Genomic DNA, 24,622 nt, shown 5'->3' with positions numbered 1-24,622 from the left:
ATGTCGGCAAGGGCGCCGTGAACGTCAGCTTCGAAAGCGCGGATGCCGCCAATCCGGCGAAGTTCTACCTTGTGTCAACACCTGCCCACCAGGTGCATCCCGCCGTGCTCCTGACCCGCGACAAGGCCCGCCATCTGACGCCTGGCGAGGCGGCGACTGCCAACAAGCGCTCGATCTACCAGTTCATCCACCCGCAAGTCTGCCAGTCCTGCCAGCTGACCATGGGATTCACCATGATCGAGCCAGGCAGCGTCTGGAACACCATGCCAGCGCACACCCATGACCGGCGCATGGAGGCCTATCTGTATTTCGACCTGGAAGCGGATCAGCGTGTCTTTCACTTCATGGGCGAGCCGCAGCAGACCCGCCACATGCTGGTCGCCAACGAGCAGGCTATCATCTCGCCGCCCTGGTCTATCCATTCGGGTGCCGGCACCAAGAACTACAGCTTCATCTGGGCAATGGCCGGTGACAACAAGAGCTTCACCGACATGGACCATATCGCCATTGCGGATCTGAGGTAGGACGATGGCCAATCCCTTCGATCTCTCGGGCCGCACTGCCGTCGTCACCGGCGCCAATACGGGCATCGGACAGGGCATTGCGCTGGCTCTTGCTCAAGCCGGTGCCTCGATCGTCGCCGCCGGTCGGTCGTCGATGGACGAGACCGAGGCTCTGGTCAGCAAGGCGGGTGTCCGCTTCCACGCCATCAAGGCTGATCTTGGCAGCATCGCGCCGGTCAAGGATATCGTCTCGGAGACGGTATCCGTCTTCGGCAGCCTCGATATCCTCGTCAACAATGCCGGGATYATCCGCCGCGCCGACGCGGTGGATTTCACCGAGGAMGATTGGGACGCTGTCATCGATACCAATCTGAAGACCGCCTTCTTCCTGTCGCAGGCAGCCGGCCGTCACATGATYGAGCGCGGCAGTGGCAAGATTGTCAACATCGCCTCGCTGCTTTCTTTCCAGGGTGGCATCCGCATTCCGTCCTATACGGCCTCGAAGAGCGGCCTTGCCGGCATCACGCGCCTGCTTGCCTGCGAATGGGCCGGMAAGGGCGTGAACGTCAACGCCATCGCSCCCGGCTATTTCAGCACCAACAACACCACCGCGCTTCGCGAGGATCCGGATCGCAATGCGGCCATCCTGGCGCGCATCCCGGCCGGACGCTGGGGMACGCCCGCAGAACTTGGCGGGGCAGCGGTCTTCCTAGCGTCGGCGGCGTCCGACTACGTCCACGGCACCGTCATCCCGGTCGATGGCGGCTGGCTTGCACGATAAGGCACTGGCGCCGGCCTAACCTGCCGCGCACGGAGGAGTTATGCAGTATCAGTTCGATTTCGGGGCACTCTTGCCCTACTGGCAGGACTTCCTGTCGGGTGCGCTGACGACGATCGAGATCACTTTGTTTTCGGTGATCATCGGCATGGCGATCGGTGTCGCCTGCGCCATCGGCCGCCGTTCGAACTCCGCCATCCTGCGCGGCATCGTCAGYGTCTATATCGAGACGGTCCGCAACACGCCGTTCATCGTCCAAATCTTCTTCATCTTCTTCGGCCTGTCGTCGATCGGTYTCCGGTTGCCCATCATTGCGGCCTCGGTATTCGCGATGGTCATCAATGTCGGGGCCTACACCGCCGAGATCGTTCGCGCCGGAATGGATTCGATCCATCCGAGCCAGATCGAGGCGGCCGAAGCGCTCGGTCTTTCGAAGTTCCAGATCTACCGCGACATCATCCTTCTACCGGCGATCGAGCGCGTCTACCCCGCACTCTCGAGCCAGTTCATCCTGATGATGCTGTCGACCTCGATCTGCTCGCAGATCTCGGCGGAGGAGCTGACGGGCGTTGCCAACAACATCCAGTCGAACACCTTCCGCTCGCTGGAAACTTATTTCGTCGTGGCGCTTCTCTACATCGCCATCACCTACCTRTTACGTGCCGCCTTCTTCGGGCTCAGCSTCATCGCATTCCCGCGCCGCCGCCGGCTCGGGCTCGGCGTGTGAGGTGACGATGCTCGGCGCTTTCTCGACCAATCACCTCTTCTACCTGCTCGACGGCCTGCTCTGGACGGTCGTGCTCTCCGCGCTCGCCTTCATTCTTGGTGGCATTGCCGGCTTCTTCGTCATGCTGGCGCGAATCTCGCACTTTCGCTGGCTGCGGCGCACGGCGCTCATCTATATCCAGATCGTGCAGGGCACGCCGCTTCTGATCCAGATGTTCCTGCTCTATTTCGGGCTTGGCGTGTTCGGCATCTCAGTGCCGCCGCTGGTCGCMGCCGGTCTCGGCATGATGGTCTATTCGAGYTCATATCTCGGCGAGATCTGGCGCGGCTCGGTAGAATCCATCGCCAARACCCAGTTTGAAGCYGCCGAATGCCTGGGGCTGACGCGCTGGCAGGCACTGCGGGACGTCATCCTGCCGCAGGCGCTGAAGATCGCCACGCCGCCGACGGTCGGTTTCCTCGTGCAGCTCGTCAAGAACACCTCGCTCGCATCSGTCGTCGGCTTCCTGGAGCTGACGCGTGCGGCGCAGGTCATMAACAACTCCCTGTTCCAGCCGTTCCTGGTCTTCGGCGTCGCAGCGCTCTTCTACTTCTGCGTCTGCTATCCGCTGTCGGTCTGGAGCCGTTCGCTTGAGAGGAAACTCAATGCCGGCCGYCGTTAAACTSAAAAATGTCGTCAAGCGCTTCGGTGCMCTGGAGGTGCTGAAAGGCGTCTCCTTCGAGATCAACACCGGCGAGGTGGTCGCGCTGATCGGCCAGTCCGGATCCGGCAAGAGCACGGCGCTTCGCTGCATCAACCGGCTGGAGACGATCCAGGACGGGACGATCGAGGTYTGCGGCCATCGCGTCGAAGATCCGAAGCTCGATCTCAGGACGCTGCGCCGCGACATCGGCATGGTGTTCCAGAGCTACAATCTCTTTCCGCACATGACGGTCGCCGARAACATCATGCTGGCGCTGCGCCGSGTCAAGTCGATGCGCAAGGACGAGGCYTTCGAGATCGCCAGGCAGGTTCTCGCGAAGGTCGGCCTGTCTGAGAAGATCGACAACTATCCGGAACAGCTTTCGGGCGGCCAGCAGCAGCGCGTGGCGATCGCCCGTTCTCTCGCCATGCAGCCGAAGGTGATGCTGTTCGACGAAGTGACCTCGGCGCTTGATCCGAAACTGACGGGCGAGGTGCTGCGCGTCATGGAAGATCTTGCCCGGGGCGGCATGACGATGATCGTCGTCACACACGAGATGGGCTTTGCCAAGCGCGCCGCAAACCGCGTCATCTACATGCATACCGGCAAGGTCTGGGAGATGGGAGGGGCAGACATCCTCTCCAATCCGCAGACGCCGGAATTGAAGGAGTTCATGGCCGAAGAGCTCTGAATTCATGGAGGAGTGCCTGCGCCAGGCGCAGGATCAGGTAAACGAGAGAGGAGTCTCATATGCCGACAAGAATGATWTCGAAACTGGCACTTATCGCCGGMGTTGGCCTGCTGGCCTTCGCATCTACCGCCAATGCCGATGTGCTTGAKAATATCAAGARGGCGGGCAAGGTACGCATCGCMGTGGCGATGGGCATCCCCGAATATTCCTTCGTCGACGAAAACCTGAAGCCAACAGGTTCGGATGTCGAAACCGCCAAGCTSATCGCMAAGGATCTGGGCGTCGAACTGGAGCTGGTGGAAATCACCAATGCTGCCCGCGTTCCCTCGGTACAGACGGGCAAGGCCGACATGGTCGTCTCGTCGCTCGGCATCACCGAGGAACGCAAGAAGGCGATCGACTATTCKGTTCCCTACGCGACGCTCWCTCTCGTCGTTGCCGGTCCGGCTGAYGTCGCGATCAAGGACTATGCCGATCTCGASGGCAAGCGCATCGGCGTGACCCGCGCGACGACCAACGACCAGGACATCACGGCAAAGGCMAARGGCGCCGATATCGTMCGCTTCGAAGACGACGCGACGCTGATCACCTCGGTCGTCTCCGGCCAGGTCGATAYCCTGTCCAGCCAGTCGGCGGTCATCAACGGCATCAACAAGAAGATGACGAGCAATCCTTTGCAGGTGAAGTTTACCCAGAAGGAAACCAATCTCGGCATCGGCATTCCGAAGGGCGAAACGGCGCTGAAAGGCTGGCTCGACGGATGGGTCAAGACCAACTTCGACAACAAGGTGCTGCGCGACATCTATCGCAAGTACCACAATGCCGAACTGCCCGACGACGTGACTTCGCGTCAGTAAGTGCGTGAACAATCGCCGGGGCCTCAGGGCCTCGGCGGACTGTCATGCGAGCGCTTGCGCCCGCTTCTGTTAGACTTCCGGCTCGGGGATCGGCACCACATCGTTGCCGGCCTGGAGCGGGCTCCCGATGCGTTCATCGGCCTCTTGGGGGGACGGACTTTGGGAAGCTTACCGTTCGAATGGCCAAAGACGCTGTTTGATGTCAGGACGACGGGACGGCGTTTGGGCCCCTGTCGAGTTCTAGCGTGGCGGGTGGGGTGTTGAGTGTCAGGGCTCTGGTGGCGCTTGTCTGCGGAAGCCCGCGATCACGCAGCGGATTGCCAATCCGATCAGCAGAAGGATGATTGGAGGCGACAGCGCAACTTTGATTGCGTCTATGAATCTCTCCCAACGCTTTTCGCTGATCAACTTCAATTGTGCAGCTTGAGCTTGCTCATGATTGGCTTTCATTAGCCTAAATTGGTCGGCCTCCGACATTGCTGTCGGGAAGAAGTAGGTGGTTGACTTAGGCAGGGTCTCACTCGTGATCTCGTAACCCTGTAGTTCGCCAGCTGACCTACGGTGTTCGGCTTCATGAAATTCCTGAGAATATTCCAGCATGAAGTTTGGGGGCTGCGAGATGTCTTGGCTGTATAAGTATCCACCCCAGCTAATGTAAGGGCTCTTTATCGAGTTGTAGAACAACAGGCCGACGAAGAGGAGCCAAATCGCCGTTACTGCAATCCATCCACGAAAGAAACCCCGAGACCAACTCACATTTCACCCCAAAATATATACCGCCGATCTCTGAGCCCAATTTAGGGACGTTCGAGCGCTTGGTGCTCGCATTGAACCTTCTCTATATGATCGGCGCCATGGAGAACGGCTTGATCGGGAGGACGGTGCCATGACCCGGTCCGTTCGCGCCAGCAAAAGGGTTTCCACACTTCCAAACCGGTGCCAATCTCATTCTAGTTGATCGATCAAAATCGGCCGGCAACAAGGATACGACAAATGCGCTCGGAAAGTCGACCCTGATCGAGATCATCGACTTTTGTTTTGGGAACAATACTCCGCCCAACAAAGGGCTTCGCGGCTTGAGTGTTCGAGATGGGAGTGATGGGTAGAACTCAGCCTCTTCGCCAACTTGGCATGTATCCGTTGTCGAGGGAGCACGGGCGGTTAACGCGTGACCAGATCACACCCGAGATGTCGGCGAAGCCCTCGTCCAGAAACGCCGTGCGCGAGATGGGATTGCGTGCGCGGTCGATCAGGGGGCTGCGTGGAATCCCTCCTCGACTGCACTCCCGGTCGCGCGATCGATCGCGATATCCTGCCCGCCGGATAGCTGAACCGGGTATGCCTTTGCCCTGTCGCTTCCGCTGCCGATTATTGCCGAGCCCGCCTCACGCGAACAGACACATCGTCCAGACCCGGCACGGCAGCGAGCATTAACAAAATGACTGCCAAAGGCAGCGTTGCTGCGAAGCCGATGTATTTGAAACTCATCGCCCCGACGACACCTCCGACGAAAAACAGCATGACCAGCGACGCCAGCAGTTTCAACTTCTTGCGGTCTGCCTGAACGAATGGTCGCTCTTGGCTATGCTGCGATGCGTTCCAGTAGAATAACTTGCCGAGTTCGATGCCCATGTCGGTAACCAGGCCAGTGATGTGCGTCGTCCGGATCCTGGCTTGGGACAGTTTGGTGATAATGGCGTTTTGCAAACCCATAATAAAACACAAGAGCACCACGGTCATTGGCACAAATAATCCTTCCTGACGAGCAAGGGCGCCACCGAGCAGGCCGAAGCAGATCAACAGGCCGGCTTCCAGGACGAGTGGAAACGCATACTCGCTTTGCAGACGTTGACGCCGCCCCCAGTTAACAAGCACCGCCGAACAGGCCGCTCCTGCGACAAATGACAACAGGCCAACCTAGCCCGGACAGCACCAGCCCGACATCACCGAGCGCCAGATTGTCGGCCATTGATGAAACTATGCGTGACATATGAGACGTGTATTGCTGGACCGCCAGAAAGCCACCGGCATTGGCTGCACCTGCGACAAATGTCAGAAACCGGACAAGGTGCCTTGACATGGGCGGCGCAAAGGCCGGCCCGCGATTCTGATCGGGGGGCCTCCCGATCCGGTTTGCGCCTTGGTGGGATTTGGTAGAAACGGTACCAGTGCTGTACGGCTCGGACACGCTCGGAAATCAGGCTCTTTCTTCATCGGCTCCTCCATTTGAAAAAAAGCTAGAGAGACTGCGTTCGTCGTCAACACCTGGGCGGCCGTGTGAAGCCCCTAGAAACCTCCCAAGAATTCCTCGGTCGTCTTCACCTCCACCTGCACCGAAAACCGATCCCCAAGGATCTGCAAGGTTGCGTCGTGCGTTTCGTCCGTGCCGCTGCAGACGGCATCGCTCAGCAGCTTCACCGCGTAACCGAGGTCGATCGCTCCAAGCACCGCCGCAAGGACGCAGACGTCCGTTTCGCCGCCCGTGATGGCCAGCGTGCCGATCCCCTCGGCTTGAAAGATTCGATGCAGCCGTCCGTCGACCCACGGCGAATACGTCATCTTGTCGAAGGTCCGGGCGGGCGGGACGAAACGTGCAAGGTCCGGCACGACTTCCACGAGCCGGCGATCCATAGTCCCGAGCGTCATGGACTCCCATTTTCGGTAATAGTCCTTCCACATGCCTGTTGCCTCGGCGGGAGCGGTCGGGGGCACGAAACGCGTGAAGACGGTCTTTTCCGGGTGGCGGCCCGTCACTTCCAGGACAGCAGTGGATACGCTTGCCATCCACGGCACATGCCAGGGTGTGTCCTCCGCGAACATCGACTGCATGTCGATGCATAAATGGATCCAGCTTCCAGGCATCTGAACTCAGACGGTTGAACCGGCCGAACAGGGCGAGTTGCTGAAAGACGAGACGCGAGGTAGATCCGGCTTCGTCTCCACGGTGCCGCCGCCCTGCTCTTCGCTACTATCGCTGGAACGGCTCCAATCGTCCTGAGAGGGATCGCGATCCTCCGCGAAGGTTGTGAGCTGGACCATGATGGCCTTGGCGTGACTGATCGCGGCGACTCCCTCAACGTCTCCCGCCGCCATTCTGACGGAAACAAGATCGCCGCCCTCGCCCTGGAAATCGACCGTTATCAAGCCGTCCTTGTTGCCGACGTGTGTATCTGTGAGCTGCATCGAAGCCTCCTCTTGCATGCGCAGTAAAGCTCGACATCCAATTAAGTTCCCGTGAGAAAACCGACTGGAACAAAAGCCCTTCGTCCGCATTGCTTCCGCGATCTCCCCAACCGGGACGACGCCACCGACCAGAAGTTGACGAAGCTCGCCCAATCCCAGGCGAACGCCAAGGGCGCGCAGGCAGCATAAGCGGCAGGCGTCGACAAAAGGCCGTCCCCGTGGCGGCCTTTTCGTGTCTGCATCAATCAACATATTGCATCGGCCTTGACCTTCGAACTCAGCAAGGTCGAAACACCGGCGATACGCGAACGAATGGTCTCGCACCTGATGAACATCGACGAGACCTTGGCCACGACGGTGGCCCAGAACCTTGGCTTCCAGTCCATGCCAAGGGCTGCCGATGCGGCTATGCCGACGCATCAGGATCTTGAACCGCCGCCAGCACTGAGTATCGTTGAACGCGGACCGGGGCGTTTCGAGGGACGTAAACTCGGGATACTCGTCACTGGCGGCGTCGACGCCAAACTGCTCAAGGGCCTGACCGCCGCGATCACCAAAGAGAAGGCGGTCTTCGAACTCAGTGCTCCGAGGTCGGCGGCGTGACGGCGTGCGACGGAAGCTGGCTGGAGGCACACCATATGATCGACGGTGGCCCGTCGGTGCTCTTTGACGCGGTCGCCCTGTGCCGTCCCACCAGGCAATCGAAGAAATCGTCAAGGAGGAGACGGCCCGCGACTTCGTCGCCGACGCCTTCCAGCACTGCAACTACATCGGTTCCGATCAGTCGGCGCTGACGCTCCTCGACAAGGCTGGTATCTCGACCGCGCTCGACGAGGGCTCGATCGCCCTGTCGAGTGCAAAAGATTTGGGCGGATTTGTCGAAGAGCTAGGCAAGCTCCGCGTCTGGGGACGCGAACCGTCCGTAAAGCTTGGCAAGGCGTCGCCGCCGATCGTATGACGAAGTTCGGGCGCGGAGCAATCCGCGCCCGTTAAGTTGCAGGATCTGCGAGAGCTCCTTCGACCCCCTGCTTCCTACTTGGAGTTCTTGTGGCTCTGCTCGCCAGCCTTGACGTGTTGCTCGTGCGAGCCGCCTTGCTTACCAGATGAGCTTGCGCTCTTTCCCGACGAGGCGCTTTTTCTGCCGCTCGACTTCGAGCCGCCCTTGGACTGGGATGTACCAGTGGATGCCATGTGATGTACTCCTCCATTTGAGAGACCTCAGTGGTCTCGCCCAGCAAACTTCGGGGACGCCAAACAGTTCCGGCGAATTCAATGATCGTCCGCGTGGCTCACCCCAGCCGGCCGGAACAACCTCTTCCGCGGCGTGTTAACGCCCTACCTTCAAGCAACGAACGGGAGCGGGCTATGGAATGGCAAGGCAGACGGCAGTCGGAAAACGTCGAGGATCGCCAGGGTGAAAGCGGAGGGTTAGGAGGCAATCCGTTCGGTCGCGGTGGTGGGCTCACCCTTCCCATCGGACGTCGCGGAGGCGGACTCAGTATCGGCACTATCATTTTCCTAGTCGTGATCTACTTGATTTTCAAGGCGATGGGCATCGACCTCATGCAAGTCATGGAGGGCGGGAACATGGACGGTTCCGGTTACGGGCAGAGCGAGCGGCAGGACACCGGAAGTCAGACTGCCTCGGGCGACCAGATGACTGTATTCGTGAAGACCGTCCTTGCCGAGACGGAGGATACCTGGCAGGGCATATTCCAGTCTCAGGGCAGATCCTACGAGGAACCGACGCTCGTTCTATTCCGCGGTCAGACGAGATCCGCGTGCGGCTCGGCTTCGGCGGCATCCGGTCCGTTTTATTGCCCAGAGGATCACAAGGTCTATCTCGACACCACGTTTTTCGACGAGCTTAGCAATCGTTTCGGAGCAAGCGGCGACTTCGCCGAGGCGTACGTTGTCGCCCACGAGGTCGGACACCACGTCCAGAATCAACTCGGCATTCTTCCGAAATTCAATGAAGAAAGACAGCGGATGAGCGAGGCTGACGCCAACAAGATGTCGATCCGCGTCGAGCTGCAGGCGGACTGCTTCGCCGGGATCTGGGGGAAGTATACCCAGCAGAAAGGTATTCTCGACGCCGGCGATCTGGAAGAAGCGTTGAACGCCGCGCAGCAGATTGGCGACGATACGCTTCAAAAGCGGACGCAAGGCTACGTTGTTCCCGACAGCTTCAATCATGGGACTTCCGCTCAGCGCGTAAAATGGTTCAAGCGAGGATTCGAGAGCGGGCAGCTCTCGTCATGCGACGCGTTTTCGGGACCCGTCTAATGGCAAGCGGTGCGAAGAGCAGGAAACTATCCTCGCGGCCCGCACTCCCTGAAGGCGTCGAGGATCACGGCGCGTTCCAACGGAAATTCTGGGCTGTGCAACGGGTAGCATGGGCCGTCTTCGCGTTGATCCTCCTCGCCTGTCTGCTAGGTCTGCTCGGCCGCAGCGGAATGTTCGCGATGAAGACCTTCAAATCCTCGGGCGGAACCATCGAGATGCCGGCAATTTCATGCTGGAACGCCCCTGATGAGATTTGGGTGAGCCTTCCTGCCAGCGACAGGGATCAGACAGTGTTTGTGGATCCGCGTTTTCTGGAAGCCTTCTCGATCGACGGAGTGGACCCACCTCAAAAGGGAACGATCCATAAGGATGGTCGGATCGGCTACGTATTCGGCTCGGACCCGACCGCTTCGGCGAGGATCGTGTTTCGCCTACAGACGGAGCAGCCTGGCCTTCGCACGTTCCTACTCGGCATCGAGGATGACGTAGCCGAGCACTCTACATTGATCCTGCCCTAGGAGATTCCATGGACGCCGTTGTTCGCGGGCTCGCAATCTACTTCGTACTTCTGATCATCATTCGGCTTTCGGGTCGACGGACCCTCGCACAAATGACGCATCCTCACGCTATTCACGATCGACATCGGACTGTCCTATTTGAAGCGATGGTGGCCGCGGGCTGGCCACGTGATCGACGGCGTGCCGACGATCCTGGTCGTCGACGGCGTCTACGACAGCAATGCCATGCGGGGCTGCCGGTTGGATCGGGAGGACGTCATGGAGGCCGCCCGCACTCAGGAAGGCATAGAGTCGGTCAAAGAAATCAAGTTCGCGATCCTCGAGGTCAGCGGTGCGATCAGCATCATCAAGAAGAACTGACCTACCAATTTCTCGATATCATACCTCCACCCGCCGCCCCCTCCTCATCTGTTTAAGAAGCTCGCGATTGCTGTCGCAAGACCGACTGGAGGGCCCATCGGCATCCATCGTCGCTCCGCCGGCTACCTGCAGAGGCGTCAAGATCGGAGATCCGGATGCCTCCGGCCCGAGCTGCTTGGCGATGGACTTCGTGAAACTCATTCGGCAGCCTTCGTCATCGCGTAGTCGACCAGGTCTTCAGACGGATCATAGGCCTGCTCCGACGTCGCGATGATGATCGCCGACCGCGACCTTCGTCAGCCAGAACATTGCGTAGATGTTTGTCCTGATCGTTCATCACTCATCAATCCTACAGCCGGAAACGCAGGCCGATAGCCACCATGAGCTCATGGATCGGCTTCGATCCGTCTGATTCAATGATTTCGCGTCCAAGTGTTCGTGCCTCTACCCGCAGTCGATCCGCAATAATTTGATCCCGCCGACTGAGCTAGTTGGCGAAGCGTCGGTTTAGACTCGACCGCGTAGAAATCGGATGCCCATGCGGCAAGTATCGTCCGTTTGTCATCGATCGACAGGGATGGCGCCTTCACCACATCGTTCGGCCGCCGAACCTGCATGCCTCGCACTAGAACAGTCGGCCCCAAGGCCACCGCACTATCGACCACCCGCTGTAACATGATGTCTTTCATGAAACGACCTCATTGCACGTGGGGATCATTCTCGCTTGGCATGCGAGATGCGGGCCTTTCAGGCGCAAGAATTTCATGCTTTTCCGCGAATGCTGCGAACAGGCCGCGCGCCGTCTCCGCTTCGATCTCGCCGCGGAGCGCCGCCTGACATGCTTTCAGGGCAATAGAGTGTGCCGTGTCTCCAGACGAGGCCGGCCACTCGACAAGGTGTCGGTAGGCGTCCATGACGCTGCGAACTTCCGCAGGGAAGCCCAAGCCGACAAGAATGGTGACAGGTCTTCTGAACATATCGGGTTTCATCGCTCTCTCCTTCCCAACCCGGAATGTTGACGGGCGCCGCCGCGACGGCGCCCCGGTTCAATAGAACGAACTTAGTGGTCAACCGGCCCTTTGCGCTTCGATCTGGGCCGGAGCGGCCGACGTCAGCGCCGGCGTGCTCTGGATCGAAATCTTCCGGGGCTTCAATGTCTCGGGGATCTCACGAACGAGCTCGATCGACAGGAGACCGTTGCTGAGATCCGCTCCGTTCACCCTGACATGGTCTGCAAGTTCGAACCGGTGTTCGAACGGCCGCCCGGCAATGCCGCGATGCAGGTAACCATCGGCAGAAGCTTCCTGTTTCTTGCCGGTGACGGTCAGAAGGTTGGATTGAAAGGTGATGTCGAGATCGTCCTGACCAAAGCCCGCCACTGCAATTGAGATCCGGTAAGTGTCGTCATCGGTCTTGACGATATCATAGGGCGGCCAATCGCTGATCGAGCGGGCGCGCTGGGCGTTTTCCAAAAGATTGAAGACCCGGTCAAAGCCAACGCTCGAGCGGAACAGAGGTGCGTAGTCGTAAGATGTTGCCATAGCCATATCCTCCTTGAAGCAACATGGGTAGATAGCGCCAAAAGCGGCGCATCTCGGTGATGCCAGCCCTTCACCAGCGACTGGCGGCAATCGATTTGGTTTTGCCGAATTTATGATTCAAGATCTGTGGCAGAAAAAAATTTGCACCGCCTTCGAAGCTGTGCCAACGCGTCAAAGCTCGCCTTGGATGCCGCCGAAGCGTGAGAATTGGATCCGCTTAGCACCGCGCTTCAATGGACTGACCGACTGAGAACACGATGAGGATAGACAGCCTTAAATTGCGATATCATGGCACAAGCCTGCTGCAGGACACGCTCCGCGGCCGGGGATCTTCTTGGCGATGGCCGGATGTCCATCAGCGAGATCGCCTTGGCTTGCGGCTTCGCCGATCAGAGCCATTTCACCCGAGCCTTTACGAAGGCGACTAACTTCAGTACGGCGGCTTGGCGCCGCCAGATGCTATCTGTAGTCATCTTCAGTATGATGATGTCAAAGCAGAATCGGGCTGCGACGGTTGCTGGCCGTTAGAACGCGACACTTGCACCCTGCTTGCTCTGCCGGTCACCCCCGATCCGACGGGCTGGGCCGGGTTGAAAGGGCGGAGCGTGGGCGGGTGGGATGCACCCCTTCGGCTTTAGCTTTCTCAGCAGCAATTGTCCCGTCGCCGGTTTGGGCCATCGAGAAGAACCGCAGCGAGCCGATGTTTTCGACCGGTCGGATGAAGCCGAGATTGATCTGGCCGCTTTCCAGGCTGCGCATGATATCGCTGGTATTGCCGCTGGAAATATGGATGCGCACATCCGGATACTTGCGGGCGATCTTCGTCCGGAACGCCGGCAGCACGCGTGTGCGCAGATGGACGACCTGCGACGCCTCGAGCCACGTGGTGCGCCCTGCGGTTGACGAGGTCACATCCGCTCCGGGATCCGCAGCTGGTCGGTGAAGTGTTGGGCACCCTGCGGATGCTGTCGCAGGAAGGGATGACCATGTTCGTCGTGACGCATGAAATGCGGTTCGCCCGCGAGGGTTGTCGATCGGATGGCTTTCCGCAAGGCCTAATCCATGAGCTCGGAACGCCTGAGGAGCTATCCGCAGCGCGTCGAGACGGCAGGATTTCCTGCAGTGGGTGCTTTGAATTCCAAGTCATGAAAATGATTGATCTTCGCTGCCGAACCCCGCTGGCGCTGTGCGATCGGCAGGTGAGATCTCCTCAAGCGGCTATCTTGGATTTTGATCCGCAGTCAATAATATTTTATGTAGGTATGTTCCTACATGGAGGCGTTCTATGATCATCACAAGTTTGTCTAGCAGGGAGTTGAACCACGACGTCAGTAGGGCAAAGAAGGCTGCCAAAAGAGGACCTGTAGTTATTACAGATCGCGGGAAGCCATCCCATGTGTTGATTACGTACAGCGAATTCGAGCGCCTGACCGGCAAGCGCCGGAATCTCCTTGATGCTCTTACAATGCCTGGTTTGTCGACGATCGAATTGGACCCACCGAGAGCCGAAATTGCACCCCGCGAGGTTGATCTGTTTTGAAATACCTGCTGGATACAAACGTCGTTTCCGAGTTGCGCAAAGTTGGAGACGGTAAAGCAGACGCCAATGTGACAAAGTGGGTCGGTGCGCAAGATTCCAATGACTTGTTCATTTCCGCGATTACGATACTGGAAATTGAGTGCGGGATATTGACCATCCGGCGTCGCGACGCCTCCCAGGGCGCTCGCTTGCGGGGATGGATGGATAGCCGTGTTTGCCCTGAATTCGCCGAGCGAGTTCTGCCAGTTGATGACGCGATAGCGACGCGTTGTGCCCATTTACATATTCCAGACCGCCGCAACGAGGCTGATACTTTGATTGCCGCAACCGCGCTTGTTCACGGTTTAACTGTAGTCACCCGTAATGTTCAGGATTTCGATGATACCGGCGTGATCGTAATCGACCCGTGGCAGGACTGAAATCGGGCGCGGGCACCCCCTTTGCAGAACCCTCGACGCACCACTGTGAAGCGGATTGCCATCGAGGCTGCTCAAAAGCTCGATGGCGGTTGTGACCGGTTTAGTGGGAGCTTGTGCTGCCACGTAGTTGATCCCAACTTTGTTCCCGTTCATTGTCCATTCCGGCTACGGCGCGGGCGTTGCCGACGAACAGCCTATCTTCGACAAAGGCGTGTGGGTTTCGAACCCAAGCCAGCCGGAGGCACTCCTCGACTGTGACAGGAGGAGGGCATTGAGATCAAGCCCGGACTCACGCTCCGTCTGGGAAGTGTTCCCGCAACACTTCGAGGAGAGTCTCCACGGTGAACGGCTTCGGGACGAAGCTTGCGTTCCAAGGAGTTCACCCTCGGCGGGCACCCTCGCCCCCGACGCGACGATAACCTCGATGTGGGCCCCGCGGTCGGCAACCTTTTGAGAAAGCTCCAGACCGTCGAGGGAGCCTCCGGTTTGAATGTCAGGACCAGAAGTTCTAGAGAGTTGTGCTTCTGGAGGAACGCGAACGCCTCGTCGGCCGAAGTCGCCTCCACGACGCAATAGCCGGCGTCTCGGATGATCTCGCAGGTGTCCATAAAGATCAGAAGCTCGTCGTCGACGACGAGGCGATGGGTTCGGAGCGGTTCGCGAGCGGGTCAATTTCCATGACCATCTGGTTCGCCGGGGTTGAAGGCTCCGGATCACGAGAATCCGATATTTACTCGATATCAGTCTTGTACGATGTCGCGACCTCGACCGCGGCGTTTACGAGCGGTTGCTTCATTCGCGGGTGCTCGTTGGGTCGAAATTGACGTCCCAATCCTTCACGGGCTTTTGTCCGGGGGGCGTGCGATAAGCCCTCGCGTCCTCCGAACCCGTTATCACGGTCGGCTTGGCACTAGGTACTCCGCTCGCCGTGCGATCTCCCTGAGACTTCGCGAACTGCCCTTTCGCATCATTCCTTGGATTTCGGGTCATCTCTCGCCCCTTTGTTTGAATGCGTCGGAGATTTTCTTCTTCTCCGGGTTTCCCTCGCTTTCGCCGTTTGCATCGCGAGCCGTGTCCGGATCGTCTTTTGCTGGTAGGTAGCCGCGAGGCCGGTTTTCCTGAGCGCCTTCCCAGCGAGGCGATTGATCTGTGGTGCCGGGCGCACCGGGTTTGGGTGATTTCAGTGTCATCTGCGTAAGTCCTCCTGCCCAGCTAACGTGGCTCGGTCGTCTCTGTTCCGGCGGCGTGGCAATTTGCGAGGACAAGGACACTCTTTTGGATCTCCTCAAGGATGAGCCTGATTTCCCGGTCCGGCTTCCCGCTTTTCGGGAGATCGCATTAGAGATAACGACTCGCTACCTCCCCTCGAGCTGATCTCGCCAGACGAAACGTCTGCTTTCGATTCAGAGGAAGGAGTCGGGAAATCGGAAGTGCCGATCTGGCCGGATATCGCCTGGACGCAAACCGCGGGAGCGTGACCGCTCGGCCGGGCAACCACGCCGTGACAGCCATCGCTGATTTTTCCGACAATCATGAAGTGGCGTTCTATTCAGGCGGTTACACCTCGACAGGCGAAATCGGGAACGAAATCCGCAGATTTAGCCGTCCGCTCACACGAGCACACTTCTTGAGGAACAAATGTAACAAATCGAGGTTCGAGGGCTGCAACCAACCACGAGGAGCCTGCCATGTTCATGCGCGTAGATTAACTACAGGCGGAACTGCCCCCGCCCAAAGCGGCCGATCCGAACGCCGCCGCCGCTCTTCAGGAGTTACTCGGCGGCAACCATCCTCATCGAAGTCGCTGGCATCTTTCCGCTTGCGATAACAGTCGCAGACGATCTGCCCGCGTCGGGTAGTATTTCCAGCCACAGCGTTTCGACAGCGCGGCAGGCCGGGCATCGCGGCCGACTATCGATTTTCGCGACCGCACACAGCCGTGACCAACTTGGAGCGGCCCGCTGACTATCACGCTGCCTGCAAGGTCGCGCCCATTCTTGATGACGCGAAAGCTCTCGATGACAGCCTTTTGTCAAGACTGCAGCCAGAAGCTATCGGAGCGGAAGCCGCGGGCTCGTCACAGTCGTCCGAAAGTTTGTCGCTGAGCCGAAGGCGCATCGAGCTAAGGCCATCGCGACCTTTATCTCCCCCGAGCTTGGGCGCTGGAATGACTTCTCCGACGCTATCGAAATCTCTAACTCCGGAACAGTGCCGTTCCCGTCACCCCTTCGGACGGACCTTCTTTGGAACAGCGTACTCGATGGGACGTTACAAGAGCAACCAGGAGACCAGTATGGCCAGATACCTCGATACCCGCTCCCCAGGCGGAAAACCGCCCTCACCGGACATTCCCACGCAGATTCGAACCAACCCCCGCATCAAGGCCGTCCTGTGGTCAATCGTTGCCGCGATGTTAAGCCTGGTCGTTGCTCTTGTCGTCACCGGTGTCCTCTAAAGACAGCTCCGGCATCGCACGAAAGCCACGGACGCGCTAGGAGTCCGCGCGGATGCAGGCGAAACTTGGCAGGCCGTCGACCTGCTTATGAATCTGCCATCGGCCTCGACAGCGGATCTCGTGCAGCTCTGCAAAGAGGGCGCCCAACCGATGTGAGTTGGACGGGTCGCGCAGCCCCCTCCTCTGGCCTGCCCTTAGGTGGCGGGGCGTACGAGCAGTCGCGATGGAGCGGGCGAGTTCCTTTGCGATCGCCTCGTCAGCGCGCCTGGCGGCGGAGCCTGCCAAGATCACGTGCCCCTTCATCGACAAGTCAGATTCGTGCAGTTGACCCTAGTATCGGCGGCGATGACCGCTTCTATGGATGCCCACATGCTTGCGGTCGAGCAGCGCGCCCAGTCGGATGGTCTGCCAAGGGACCGGCGGACGGCCCCGTAACGCTCGCCGCCCGGTCCGTTGGGACGGGTCTCGAATTGTCGGTGGAAAATGCGGGTAGGCCGATTCCGCCGCGAGCCATCGCACGCCGGTTCGAACTTTTCGCGGGGGCGGCTGCAGACGGACGCCTGGCCTAAATTGGGCCTCGGACTTTCCATCGCGAGCGAGATTGCCAAGGCGCACGGAGGCGCGTTGGAGGCAAGCCCGGAGACAACAATCTTTCGACTGACTTTCGGCAGGTACCAGCCGAGGCAGCCTAAGCCGCCATCCGGACCAGCATTTCCGTCACTTTGCGACTATCGTAGGGTTTCGCCAGAAACACACACCGGTCGGGGATTTCGGCAGCGGAGGGCTTCTTCATTCCTGAAACAATGAGAATCTCGATGGGGGGCCAGCGGTCCCTGACGGCGGCTGCAAGGCGAAGGCCGTCCATGGAACCCGGCATGTCGATGTCGGTCCACAGGATCGAGATGTCGGCCATGCTTCCCAGGAGCCTGATCGCCTCATCCGCGTCGCGGGCTTCGATGGCTTCGAAGCCGGCCTCTTCCACCACGTCGACCGCCATCATGAGAAGAAGCGGTTCGTCCTCCACGACAAGTATTTTGGTCATTCTTGCGGTCACGTGATCTCCTTGACCGCTGTAAAACCTGCACCTTGGGCACCTTGTTCCACAGAAAATCCGATCTCGAACACAAGCCCCTCTGGCCGGTAGTCGGACTTGAACCGGCCAAGCGCCTTCGACGGGAAAGCCCGCTCGATCAGCACGCTCCCAAACCCTTTGCGCGTGGGAGGAGACACCAAGGGCCCACCTGTCTCCTTCCACGTGACGATCACGCGATCTCCGTCCTTGGTCCAGTCGATCGAGACGAGCCCTAGCTCGCTCCCAAGGCTTCCGTATTTCGTGGCGTTTGTGGCCAGCTCATGGACGACCAGCGAAAGCGGCAGCGCCAGATCCGCGGGAAGGACAACCTCCGGGCCTTCGATATGGATGCGTTCCCCGTCCGCGCCGGAGTGGGCATGCAGGGCGGTAGCGACGACTTCTCTCACAGTCGACGCGGTGGCGTCCTTGGACAGCAGCAGGTCGTAGGTCGATGCGAGGGACGAAAGCCGCTCGGCAAACGAATGGTAGGCCCCGGGATCTGCTTTCGCAAAGCTCTGCCGGGCGATCGCCTGCACGAGGGCGAAGCCGTTCTTGACGCGGTGAGCCAGCTCCCGAACCAGAAGCGTGCGCTCCTCGTCGGCACGCACGTTCTGGGCCCGGCGGCAGTCCAGCTCGTCGAGAAGGGCGTCGAGCGAAGCGCCGACGGCATGCACCTCGTCGGAGGGTTTCATTTTCGTGCGGGCCGACAGCTCGCCGGCGCGCCAGCGATCCATGACGTTTGCGATAGACGCGATCGGCGAGAGGAGAAAGCGGTTACCGATGAAGAGCGCCGCGAGGAAGGCGACAAGAGCGCCCCCGGCGATCGCCGCGACGTTCATGATCGTCGCCCGGTTGATCGGCGCAAACGCTTCCGCCTTGGAGAAGCCGGCGCTCACATAGAGAGGGCTGCCCCCTGGAGCAATCGGCCGATAACCGAGAACCCGGTCGGTTCCGTCCTGACTTGTGACCTCCAGCACGCCCGGCTGGTCGGCGTGGATGAGTCTCTGAAAATCGTCCGGGATGACGGTTCCAACGAAGCGTTCCGGAAGGGGCACGCGGGCCAGAATGGTGCCGCCGCTGTCGGCGATCGTCACGGCGTTGCCGGGAGCGACACCGCGCTAGGCGATGCGGTTTTGGAGCCAGTCGAGCTTGACACCGCTGACGACGACCGCCTTCGCCTTACCGTCGACGATGACCGGCATTGCGACCGGCAGCACGGGACTGTCCGACATCCGGCTCTTTGTGTAGGTGCCGACCACGAAGTCCTCGCCTCCGATTGCGGCCTGGAAGTAGTCGCGGTCCCCAAAGGTGACACCCACCGGCGTTTCGACGCTGCCGCAGACGGGCCTGCCCTCAAGGTCGACGACGAAGATCATGCGTATGTTCGGCACGCTGGACGCCACGGATCGAAGGGATTCGCTGCAGACCGCCGCGTCGAGCTCCCGTACGGCCGGCATGGACCGGACGGAGATCAACAGCGAATGAAGTCCCTCGACAATCCGCTCGACCTCCGAGGAGGCCTGGCGCGCCGCCTGCGCTGCCTGTGCGCGCACCTCTTCGTTGCGCTGGCTCCGCATCGCGAACTCGTTATAGCCGAGCATCGCGACGACGGGAGCGAGCGCGGCAACAGCCACGGCGACAAGTTTGAGCCTCATCCGATCCCCCCTCGTTGGCATTTTCGTAGCATGGCGGAAGATGATTTGTCATCCGGATGCCACTTGGCACAGCGGTGGCAGACTTTCAGTCGCAACCTCAACCGTGGGAGAATGAAATTGGCTCACACTGACATAAACGTCGGGTTTCGTGCAGTCGTCGCTGAAGGGCATGCCGAGCCGCGAAGGGACCTCCAGCCAGCGGCGTTGAGGCAAACCGGACAAATTATCTCGGCAGAAGGCCCGCGCCAAACCCCGCCCGATGTCACCCCAAGGTTCATGTGAACACCGCTTCGTCCTGGGCAGATTGAACCTGCGATCACCATATCGCACCCGCCGGAAACGACTGAGCTGAGGCGGGTAGAATGACAGCTTATGAATGGTGATCTCGACGCGCAGCCGTTATGCAAACGACCCCGGATGACCGCATCTACGAAAGACCGCACTGCTTTAGAAATTCAAAGGTCTCATCGTAAAAAGATGGCGGCCTCGTTAGATCGCGCTCATCTCCCTTCGGCACGAAGATCACCATGCCCTGGCGGGCTCTGGTCATGATCACCCGGTAGGCGTTACGCAGAAAGTCCCGGCGCCGGGGACGCCGGTGACAAAGCAGATCGACTTGTGATAACCAAGCTTGGCATCCTCAATGACTTTTTCAAGCGCGGCGGTAGTTGCCGTGAGGTTGCGAGCGCCGGCGGCAGAACGGGTGATGTTTTCGACGCCGTGCTGCTAAAACAATGCCTGCGCGGCTTCAACGATCGTGGGGGTGGGCTTGTATCCAGCTTCGAACCAAGCCTCAAAATCCACCGCGGCGTTCGTTTGGGTGTCCGCGATTAGCGCCAGCGTGCCTGCGAGGTCGTTTGCGCCGATCAGAACAGGCTGCGCGACGTCATCGGCGCTCCACTGGAGATCAGCAGCGCGTGAGCGCTCTGCGCCCGTCGCGCAAAGAATGGGTATGATGGGGAGGTCGTGACTGCCCTTGTGGAAGTTCTTGAGGTCCAAGGCGTAGTCGTGGGCTTGGTCGATATCGGGCCGCAGGAATTCGCGCGCACCGACTTTGAATTCAATTACAACCACAACAGTCGGGAGGATCAGGATCACATCGGCGCGTTTGCCCATCCGGGGGATGACAAATTCGAACAGGATATGCCCTGAAGTGAACTTCGCGAGGACGGTTTGAAGGAGCGCGATTTGGTCGATCCAGGCTTGGCGCTGTAAGTGTTCCAGTACAAAACCGTGCGCCAAGGTTAGCTCATCAATGATGAATGACGGTTCCGCCCGGCAAAACGCGGGGATTCCTGCTCGATAATATGCTTTTTTCATGCGGCTTCATCTGCCGCATGGCCTCTTATGTTTCAAGGGAAGCCACGCACAACCAACAGGTTATGTGCCTGTTGGTAGTACCGCAGGTCCTACACCGCACATATTGGTTATATTGTCTAAACCTCATTCAGCGCATCGTGGATTGTCTCAATCTCACGCAGGCGAAGCCGCCCTCTCGAAGCCGCCCGCGAAATAACCTGATCGACCAATAGATGGCTGAGGGCCATGACCGGCACATGGTTGAAGAGAGGGCCAGGCGAGGATGTCGAGCAGCGCAAATGCCAGGTCGCGTCCGAACGCAGCGGCGCTCCCTCATCCGTAATGTAGACGATTTTAGTACCTTTGCGGGCAATCTCGTCCAAGATCGCATCGGTCTCTGCAACCCGACGCCGCAAACCATACACGATGGCCACGTCGGCATCGGCGAAGCTGACGATATGTTCTCCCATCGTCTGTCCACCACCCGGTATCGCATCGACGAATTCAAGGACCTGCAGCAGTTGCCAGCGCATGTATGTGGCGAACGAGTGGCTGGCTCGAAAGCCTATCGTCCAGACCCGGCGGGCCGCCAAAATCGTTTCCACAATGGAATCGATCGTCTCGTCGTCGATCCCGGACGCGGTAGTCTCCAGACTACGTGCATAATGCTCGAAGTGGACATCAAGGAACCGGCGGTCGGGTTCTGAACTTTCCGGCGTGACGAGATAGAGGCGAGATCCGATCTCTCGCTCCTCGCGGGCTTTTACCCTCGCTTCCTCATAGGAGGCGTAGCCGAGCTTACGGACAAAGCGGGAGACTGTCGCGGTGGAGACGCCGGACAGAGCCGCAAGCTCCGCTGCGGAATAGCTGGCCAGTTCCCCCGGGAAATCGCAAAGCATCTCGCCCAATCTACGTTCGGCACGGTGCATGCCTGGCAACGCCTCCCGGATCCGAGCGAGGAAGGATTTATCACGCTGCACGGCAAGATCCCTTGCGATTTCCAGGTTGTCGTGTGCCAAATCTAAGTCCCACCTCAACCGCGCGCAACGTGTTCGTCGAGCGGCGTTATCACAGGCGATAAACCAGCGTCCACGAGGATATGTCGCACAAGCGAAAGCCCGCTGCGAATATTGGCGCAGACAGTTTCAAAGTTGAAAGGTCCATGTGCGAACTCTTCGATACTGGGCCGTTGGCCCTTGGAGATCAGCGCTTCGAAGGACCGCACCAGTTCGATGAACGCCTGCCGCTCTTCCTCGCTCAGGTCGGGATGACCTGCCAAGAAGTCAGCGTCGTCGATTTCGATCACGGGATGGACGATGAGAGGGCCGTCCCGCATGTCCTGGTTTTCGAGCGAGAAGTTGAGCAGAGGATTTTCCGCCGCAAGTATGGGGATGATCTCGGCAAAATCGATCATGCCGGTCCCGAAGTCGCGAACCTGCGAGACAAGCCCTCCCTGCCCGTAAGCTGCGACACCGTCCTTTAAATGTGTCTGCCGGACATACGGCGCCAGGCGTCTCGCGGCCCAGGCCGGATGTTCAATGCGCTGCAGAACATTCTGCGTGTCAAACACGACACCCGTGACGTCAGGGCCGACCGCTTCAACCAGGCGCACGAGTTCGAAGGACGTGATCTCCTCATGCGTTTCAAGGTTAATATGGATACCAAGATCGCGCGCAATCGGCGCAAGTTTCTTCAGAAATTTTTCAGTTGCCGCGAGTTGATCGGCCCAGTCGACATCGGTACGAAACCGGTCATAAGCCATACGCCCGAAAAAATGCGGCTTGAGATTGGCCGTCGCCGACCACAGTTCGAAGATGCTAATCCCGGCGGCGCTCTCCATCATGCGGCGAAATCCAAGCAGGACGTCGCCGTCGCCAATGGCGCGAAGTTCAGGCGCCTCCGGCATGGCAAAGGGATTGGTCTTGCCGACGCCTGCTTCGAGATACATGCCGAGCTCATCTGCGCGCTGGCGCACGGCGCGCAGAGCGCCGCGATCGAGGCTTGGCGACAGATCCAGTATCGAGCGGAAAAACAGTCCGTCCGCGCCAAGGTCGTGCGCCAGTTCGAGGGCGCCAATCGGACCGCGTTGTGCGGCTTCTGGAAGTTTCAGGCCATCAGTACCGACACGCACCTTCGGTCTCCTTTGTTTTCATCGATGGTTGCAACTGTATCAACGGATACCAGCGGTCATCAGGCCGCGCACATAGTAGCGCTGGAGTGTAATGGCGAGGAGGACCAGCGGAAGCGTTACGACGCTCACCGCAGCGAAAAGCGGTCCGTCAAGCGGATAGTTCTGGCTGTCATTCAGGCCGGTGAGCGCGACCTGGGCAATCTGCATCTCCGGCTTCTGCATTATGACGAGTGGCCAGAGATAATTGTTCCATGACCAGATGAATTGGATCAGCACCAGTGTCGCGAGCGCAGGCTTCACATTCGGAAGCGCAATGCGCCAGAATATCTTCCAGGTGCTGGCACCGTCGACGCGCGCGGCATCGTCGAGCGCCGTCGGGATCGAGCGGAAACTCTGCCGCATCAGATAGATCCCGAAAGGGCTGCACGAAAATGGCAGGAACAATCCCGGATAGGTGGATGCCAGCCTGAGGCCGGACACTACGTTGTAGAGCGGCACCAGAATGACTTCCAACGGGATGAAGGAGGTCAGCAGCAGCACACCGAACAGCGTATCGCGCCCGGGGAAGCGCAGACGGGCAAACGCGTAGCCGGCAAGCGTTGACGTGATGACGGCAAGCACGACCTGGCCGCAGCTGGCAACTGCCGTATTGTAAAGGCTGCGCTGGAAATTGAAGGACGTGAAAAGCATCACGTAATTCTCGAGCGTCCAGCGCTCGGGGACGAAAGTCTTCCAGGTCAACGGATAGCGTAGCGCCAGCACGTCGGCCGTGGACTTAAAGGAAGACAGCGCGGCCCAGACGATCGGAAATGCATAGATCACGGCGACGACAAGGGTCACGATGATCGCCAGCCTTGAGGAGCGCTCGATGCCTTTCCGGGACACTTTCACAATGGACCTGCCCGCGTCTTCGCCGTCGAGGCGCTCGACAGTTGTCACGATGCCATCCTCCTTTTGCTCCCGAGGGGGATGAGCTGAACGCCTCCGATCACCGCCAGGGCCAGGAGCATGATGATGACGCTCGCGGATGCATGACCGGGCGAACTGAAGTGAAAATTCTGCACATAGGCAAAGTAGGCGACATTCGTCGTCGCGCCGTTCGGGCCTCCCTCGGTCAGTAGATAGATCGGCGTGAACAACCTGACCGCACCGACGGTGATCATGAAAGCTGCAAGGATGACGCTCGGTCGCAGCATCGGGAGGGTTATGCGTCGAACGACCGGCCAGGCCGAGGCGCCATCGATGTCGGCGGCCTCGTAGAGATGCGGTGGTATGGCCTGCAATCCGCCCAGGAAGATAAGCATCGGCAACCCAATATCTTTCCAGGCGGAAATCGCGATGATCGAGGGAATGCTTTGCCAGGCGCTGGTGAGAAAGGGCTGCCCGGACAATCCAATCGCATTGAGGATCGCTGAAAACAGCCCATTGTTCGGCAGGTACATCTGGTTCCAGATCAGAGCACTGACGGATTCCGAGGCTGCGAGCGCTCCGAGCACCGCCGCGCGTGCCAGAAATGTTCCTGGAACGCGGCGGTCAAGCAGCAACGCAAGACCTAGCGACAGCGGCAGCATGATCAGCAGGCTGAGGATGACATAGACCAGCGTCACAAACAGTGCAGACTGGAAGCTGGGATCGGAGAGCACGGCGGCAAAATTGTCGATGCCCGCCCACCCGGTCGCGCGTTTGGTAAAGGGGTTAAACCGGCGGACGCTGCTGACTGCCGCCGACAACAGCGGCAGAAACTGAAAAACAGCAAGACCGCACACCGCCGGGACGATCATGGCGATCCCAAACAGCGGTTCTCCCCGGCGGGTGGGATCGCCGGCCCCCGTCAACTGCCACAGCATTATTTTCAGTTTCACCTGGCGCATGTCGTCACCTCGGTTCAAAAATGGATCGCCGCACGCCTGCGCGCACGGCGACTG

General features: G+C 59.4%; 27 protein-coding genes and 6 pseudogenes. 14 read left to right on the top strand and 19 right to left on the bottom strand.

Annotation, left to right across the window (positions count from 1 at the left end):
- The 6 genes from kduI to AC1D2R_RS27915 form a co-directional block, all read left to right on the top strand.
- A partial coding sequence (gene kduI / locus AC1D2R_RS27940; protein ID WP_477972525.1) for a 5-dehydro-4-deoxy-D-glucuronate isomerase occupies positions 1-524 on the top strand: 524 nt, incomplete at its 5' end.
- 4 nt (positions 525-528) lie between these two features.
- A complete protein-coding gene (gene kduD, locus AC1D2R_RS27935) occupies positions 529-1,284 on the top strand; it encodes a 2-dehydro-3-deoxy-D-gluconate 5-dehydrogenase KduD (protein ID WP_477972523.1) in 756 nt (251 codons plus the stop codon).
- A 40-nt stretch (positions 1,285-1,324) separates the two neighbouring features.
- Complete coding sequence (locus AC1D2R_RS27930) at positions 1,325-2,008, top strand: amino acid ABC transporter permease (protein WP_477972521.1); 684 nt, start codon at positions 1,325-1,327, stop codon at positions 2,006-2,008.
- Positions 2,009-2,015: 7 nt separating this feature from the next.
- A complete protein-coding gene (locus tag AC1D2R_RS27925; RefSeq protein WP_477972519.1) occupies positions 2,016-2,669 on the top strand; it encodes an amino acid ABC transporter permease in 654 nt (217 codons plus the stop codon).
- Entirely contained in the window at positions 2,653-3,381 is a 729-nt protein-coding gene (locus tag AC1D2R_RS27920; RefSeq protein WP_477972517.1) for an amino acid ABC transporter ATP-binding protein, read from the top strand. The genes AC1D2R_RS27925 and AC1D2R_RS27920 overlap by 17 nt, the downstream gene beginning before the upstream one ends.
- A gap of 59 nt (positions 3,382-3,440) precedes the next feature.
- Positions 3,441-4,238 carry a transporter substrate-binding domain-containing protein gene (locus tag AC1D2R_RS27915; protein ID WP_477972515.1) on the top strand — a complete coding sequence of 266 codons (798 nt, stop codon included), beginning with the start codon at positions 3,441-3,443 and terminating at the stop codon, positions 4,236-4,238.
- Positions 4,239-4,505: 267 nt separating this feature from the next.
- Here AC1D2R_RS27915 and AC1D2R_RS27910 read toward each other — a convergent pair whose 3' ends face one another.
- The 4 genes and pseudogenes from AC1D2R_RS27910 to AC1D2R_RS27895 all read right to left on the bottom strand — a co-directional run bounded on the left by AC1D2R_RS27910 (position 4,506) and on the right by AC1D2R_RS27895 (position 7,421).
- Entirely contained in the window at positions 4,506-4,838 is a 333-nt protein-coding gene (locus tag AC1D2R_RS27910) for a hypothetical protein (protein ID WP_477972513.1), read from the bottom strand.
- Positions 4,839-5,618: 780 nt separating this feature from the next.
- A pseudogene (locus tag AC1D2R_RS27905) lies at positions 5,619-6,306 on the bottom strand (YoaK family protein); the annotation flags it as partial.
- Between the two features lie 218 nt (positions 6,307-6,524).
- Positions 6,525-7,100 carry a cysteine hydrolase family protein gene (locus AC1D2R_RS27900; RefSeq protein WP_477972511.1) on the bottom strand — a complete coding sequence of 192 codons (576 nt, stop codon included), beginning with the start codon at positions 7,098-7,100 and terminating at the stop codon, positions 6,525-6,527.
- A 6-nt stretch (positions 7,101-7,106) separates the two neighbouring features.
- Positions 7,107-7,421 (bottom strand): hypothetical protein, encoded by a 315-nt coding sequence (locus AC1D2R_RS27895; RefSeq protein ID WP_477972510.1) that lies wholly within the window; start codon positions 7,419-7,421, stop codon positions 7,107-7,109.
- 246 nt (positions 7,422-7,667) lie between these two features.
- Between AC1D2R_RS27895 and AC1D2R_RS27890 the strand changes: the two are divergent.
- Positions 7,668-8,379, top strand: a pseudogene (locus AC1D2R_RS27890) (catalase-related domain-containing protein); the annotation flags it as partial.
- Between the two features lie 74 nt (positions 8,380-8,453).
- Here AC1D2R_RS27890 and AC1D2R_RS27885 read toward each other — a convergent pair.
- A complete protein-coding gene (locus AC1D2R_RS27885) occupies positions 8,454-8,612 on the bottom strand; it encodes a hypothetical protein (RefSeq protein ID WP_477972508.1) in 159 nt (52 codons plus the stop codon).
- Between the two features lie 174 nt (positions 8,613-8,786).
- On the opposite strand from AC1D2R_RS27885, the gene ypfJ reads away from it, so the two are divergent.
- The 3 genes and pseudogenes from ypfJ (at position 8,787) to AC1D2R_RS27870 (ending at position 10,585) form a co-directional block, all read left to right on the top strand.
- A complete protein-coding gene (ypfJ, locus tag AC1D2R_RS27880; RefSeq protein ID WP_477972506.1) occupies positions 8,787-9,707 on the top strand; it encodes a KPN_02809 family neutral zinc metallopeptidase in 921 nt (306 codons plus the stop codon).
- A gap of 95 nt (positions 9,708-9,802) precedes the next feature.
- Positions 9,803-10,225 carry a hypothetical protein gene (locus AC1D2R_RS27875; RefSeq protein WP_477972505.1) on the top strand — a complete coding sequence of 141 codons (423 nt, stop codon included), beginning with the start codon at positions 9,803-9,805 and terminating at the stop codon, positions 10,223-10,225.
- Positions 10,226-10,233: 8 nt separating this feature from the next.
- A pseudogene (locus AC1D2R_RS27870) lies at positions 10,234-10,585 on the top strand (DUF421 domain-containing protein).
- Between the two features lie 102 nt (positions 10,586-10,687).
- Here the strand turns inward: AC1D2R_RS27870 and AC1D2R_RS27865 are convergent.
- From AC1D2R_RS27865 to AC1D2R_RS27855, 3 genes and pseudogenes are all read right to left on the bottom strand, one after another.
- A pseudogene (locus tag AC1D2R_RS27865) lies at positions 10,688-10,918 on the bottom strand (SDR family oxidoreductase); the annotation flags it as partial.
- 365 nt (positions 10,919-11,283) lie between these two features.
- A complete protein-coding gene (locus AC1D2R_RS27860) occupies positions 11,284-11,574 on the bottom strand; it encodes a DUF982 domain-containing protein (RefSeq protein ID WP_477972503.1) in 291 nt (96 codons plus the stop codon).
- 78 nt (positions 11,575-11,652) lie between these two features.
- Positions 11,653-12,126, bottom strand: a complete 474-nt coding sequence (locus AC1D2R_RS27855; RefSeq protein WP_477972501.1) for an Hsp20 family protein — start codon at positions 12,124-12,126, stop codon at positions 11,653-11,655.
- A 288-nt stretch (positions 12,127-12,414) separates the two neighbouring features.
- On the opposite strand from AC1D2R_RS27855, the gene AC1D2R_RS27850 reads away from it, so the two are divergent.
- Positions 12,415-12,654: a helix-turn-helix domain-containing protein gene (locus AC1D2R_RS27850; protein WP_477972499.1), complete on the top strand. Its 240-nt coding sequence runs from the start codon at positions 12,415-12,417 to the stop codon at positions 12,652-12,654.
- 144 nt (positions 12,655-12,798) lie between these two features.
- Here AC1D2R_RS27850 and AC1D2R_RS27845 read toward each other — a convergent pair.
- Positions 12,799-12,975: pseudogene (locus AC1D2R_RS27845) on the bottom strand (LysR substrate-binding domain-containing protein); the annotation flags it as partial.
- A gap of 436 nt (positions 12,976-13,411) precedes the next feature.
- On the opposite strand from AC1D2R_RS27845, the gene AC1D2R_RS27840 reads away from it, so the two are divergent.
- Positions 13,412-13,666, top strand: a complete 255-nt coding sequence (locus tag AC1D2R_RS27840; protein ID WP_477972497.1) for a type II toxin-antitoxin system Phd/YefM family antitoxin — start codon at positions 13,412-13,414, stop codon at positions 13,664-13,666.
- Positions 13,663-14,085: a PIN domain-containing protein gene (locus AC1D2R_RS27835; protein WP_477972495.1), complete on the top strand. Its 423-nt coding sequence runs from the start codon at positions 13,663-13,665 to the stop codon at positions 14,083-14,085. Before AC1D2R_RS27840 ends, AC1D2R_RS27835 begins: the two co-directional genes overlap by 4 nt.
- A gap of 792 nt (positions 14,086-14,877) precedes the next feature.
- On the opposite strand, the gene AC1D2R_RS27830 is transcribed toward AC1D2R_RS27835, so the two are convergent.
- Together AC1D2R_RS27830 and AC1D2R_RS27825 are read right to left on the bottom strand one after the other, a co-directional pair.
- Positions 14,878-15,075: a hypothetical protein gene (locus tag AC1D2R_RS27830; protein WP_477972493.1), complete on the bottom strand. Its 198-nt coding sequence runs from the start codon at positions 15,073-15,075 to the stop codon at positions 14,878-14,880.
- Positions 15,072-15,275, bottom strand: a complete 204-nt coding sequence (locus AC1D2R_RS27825) for a hypothetical protein (RefSeq protein ID WP_477972491.1) — start codon at positions 15,273-15,275, stop codon at positions 15,072-15,074. Before AC1D2R_RS27825 ends, AC1D2R_RS27830 begins: the two co-directional genes overlap by 4 nt.
- 1,103 nt (positions 15,276-16,378) lie before the next feature.
- On the opposite strand from AC1D2R_RS27825, the gene AC1D2R_RS27820 reads away from it, so the two are divergent.
- On the top strand, positions 16,379-16,540 hold the full coding sequence (locus tag AC1D2R_RS27820; protein ID WP_477972489.1) for a hypothetical protein: 162 nt from the start codon (positions 16,379-16,381) through the stop codon (positions 16,538-16,540).
- 688 nt (positions 16,541-17,228) lie between these two features.
- On the opposite strand, the gene AC1D2R_RS27815 is transcribed toward AC1D2R_RS27820, so the two are convergent.
- The 8 genes and pseudogenes from AC1D2R_RS27815 to AC1D2R_RS27780 all read right to left on the bottom strand — a co-directional run bounded on the left by AC1D2R_RS27815 (position 17,229) and on the right by AC1D2R_RS27780 (position 24,568).
- Positions 17,229-17,582: a response regulator gene (locus AC1D2R_RS27815; protein ID WP_477972531.1), complete on the bottom strand. Its 354-nt coding sequence runs from the start codon at positions 17,580-17,582 to the stop codon at positions 17,229-17,231.
- Positions 17,583-17,590: 8 nt separating this feature from the next.
- Positions 17,591-19,267: pseudogene (locus AC1D2R_RS27810) on the bottom strand (cache domain-containing protein).
- 427 nt (positions 19,268-19,694) lie between these two features.
- Positions 19,695-19,877 (bottom strand): DNA/RNA helicase domain-containing protein, encoded by a 183-nt coding sequence (locus AC1D2R_RS27805; RefSeq protein ID WP_477972529.1) that lies wholly within the window; start codon positions 19,875-19,877, stop codon positions 19,695-19,697.
- Between the two features lie 116 nt (positions 19,878-19,993).
- Positions 19,994-20,587 (bottom strand): hypothetical protein, encoded by a 594-nt coding sequence (locus tag AC1D2R_RS27800; RefSeq protein ID WP_477972487.1) that lies wholly within the window; start codon positions 20,585-20,587, stop codon positions 19,994-19,996.
- 116 nt (positions 20,588-20,703) lie between these two features.
- Positions 20,704-21,585 carry a MurR/RpiR family transcriptional regulator gene (locus AC1D2R_RS27795; RefSeq protein WP_477972485.1) on the bottom strand — a complete coding sequence of 294 codons (882 nt, stop codon included), beginning with the start codon at positions 21,583-21,585 and terminating at the stop codon, positions 20,704-20,706.
- A gap of 14 nt (positions 21,586-21,599) precedes the next feature.
- The gene (locus AC1D2R_RS27790) at positions 21,600-22,697 is read right to left on the bottom strand and encodes a sugar phosphate isomerase/epimerase family protein (RefSeq protein ID WP_477972483.1); all 1,098 of its coding nucleotides are present in this window, start codon (positions 22,695-22,697) and stop codon (positions 21,600-21,602) included.
- Between the two features lie 39 nt (positions 22,698-22,736).
- A complete protein-coding gene (locus AC1D2R_RS27785; protein ID WP_477972481.1) occupies positions 22,737-23,636 on the bottom strand; it encodes a carbohydrate ABC transporter permease in 900 nt (299 codons plus the stop codon).
- Positions 23,633-24,568 (bottom strand): carbohydrate ABC transporter permease, encoded by a 936-nt coding sequence (locus tag AC1D2R_RS27780; RefSeq protein ID WP_477972479.1) that lies wholly within the window; start codon positions 24,566-24,568, stop codon positions 23,633-23,635. Before AC1D2R_RS27780 ends, AC1D2R_RS27785 begins: the two co-directional genes overlap by 4 nt.
- Positions 24,569-24,622 lie beyond the last annotated feature (54 nt).

The organism is Rhizobium sp. P1_C7, from assembly GCF_056406295.1.
This window is presented reverse-complemented; position numbering and strand designations above follow the sequence as displayed.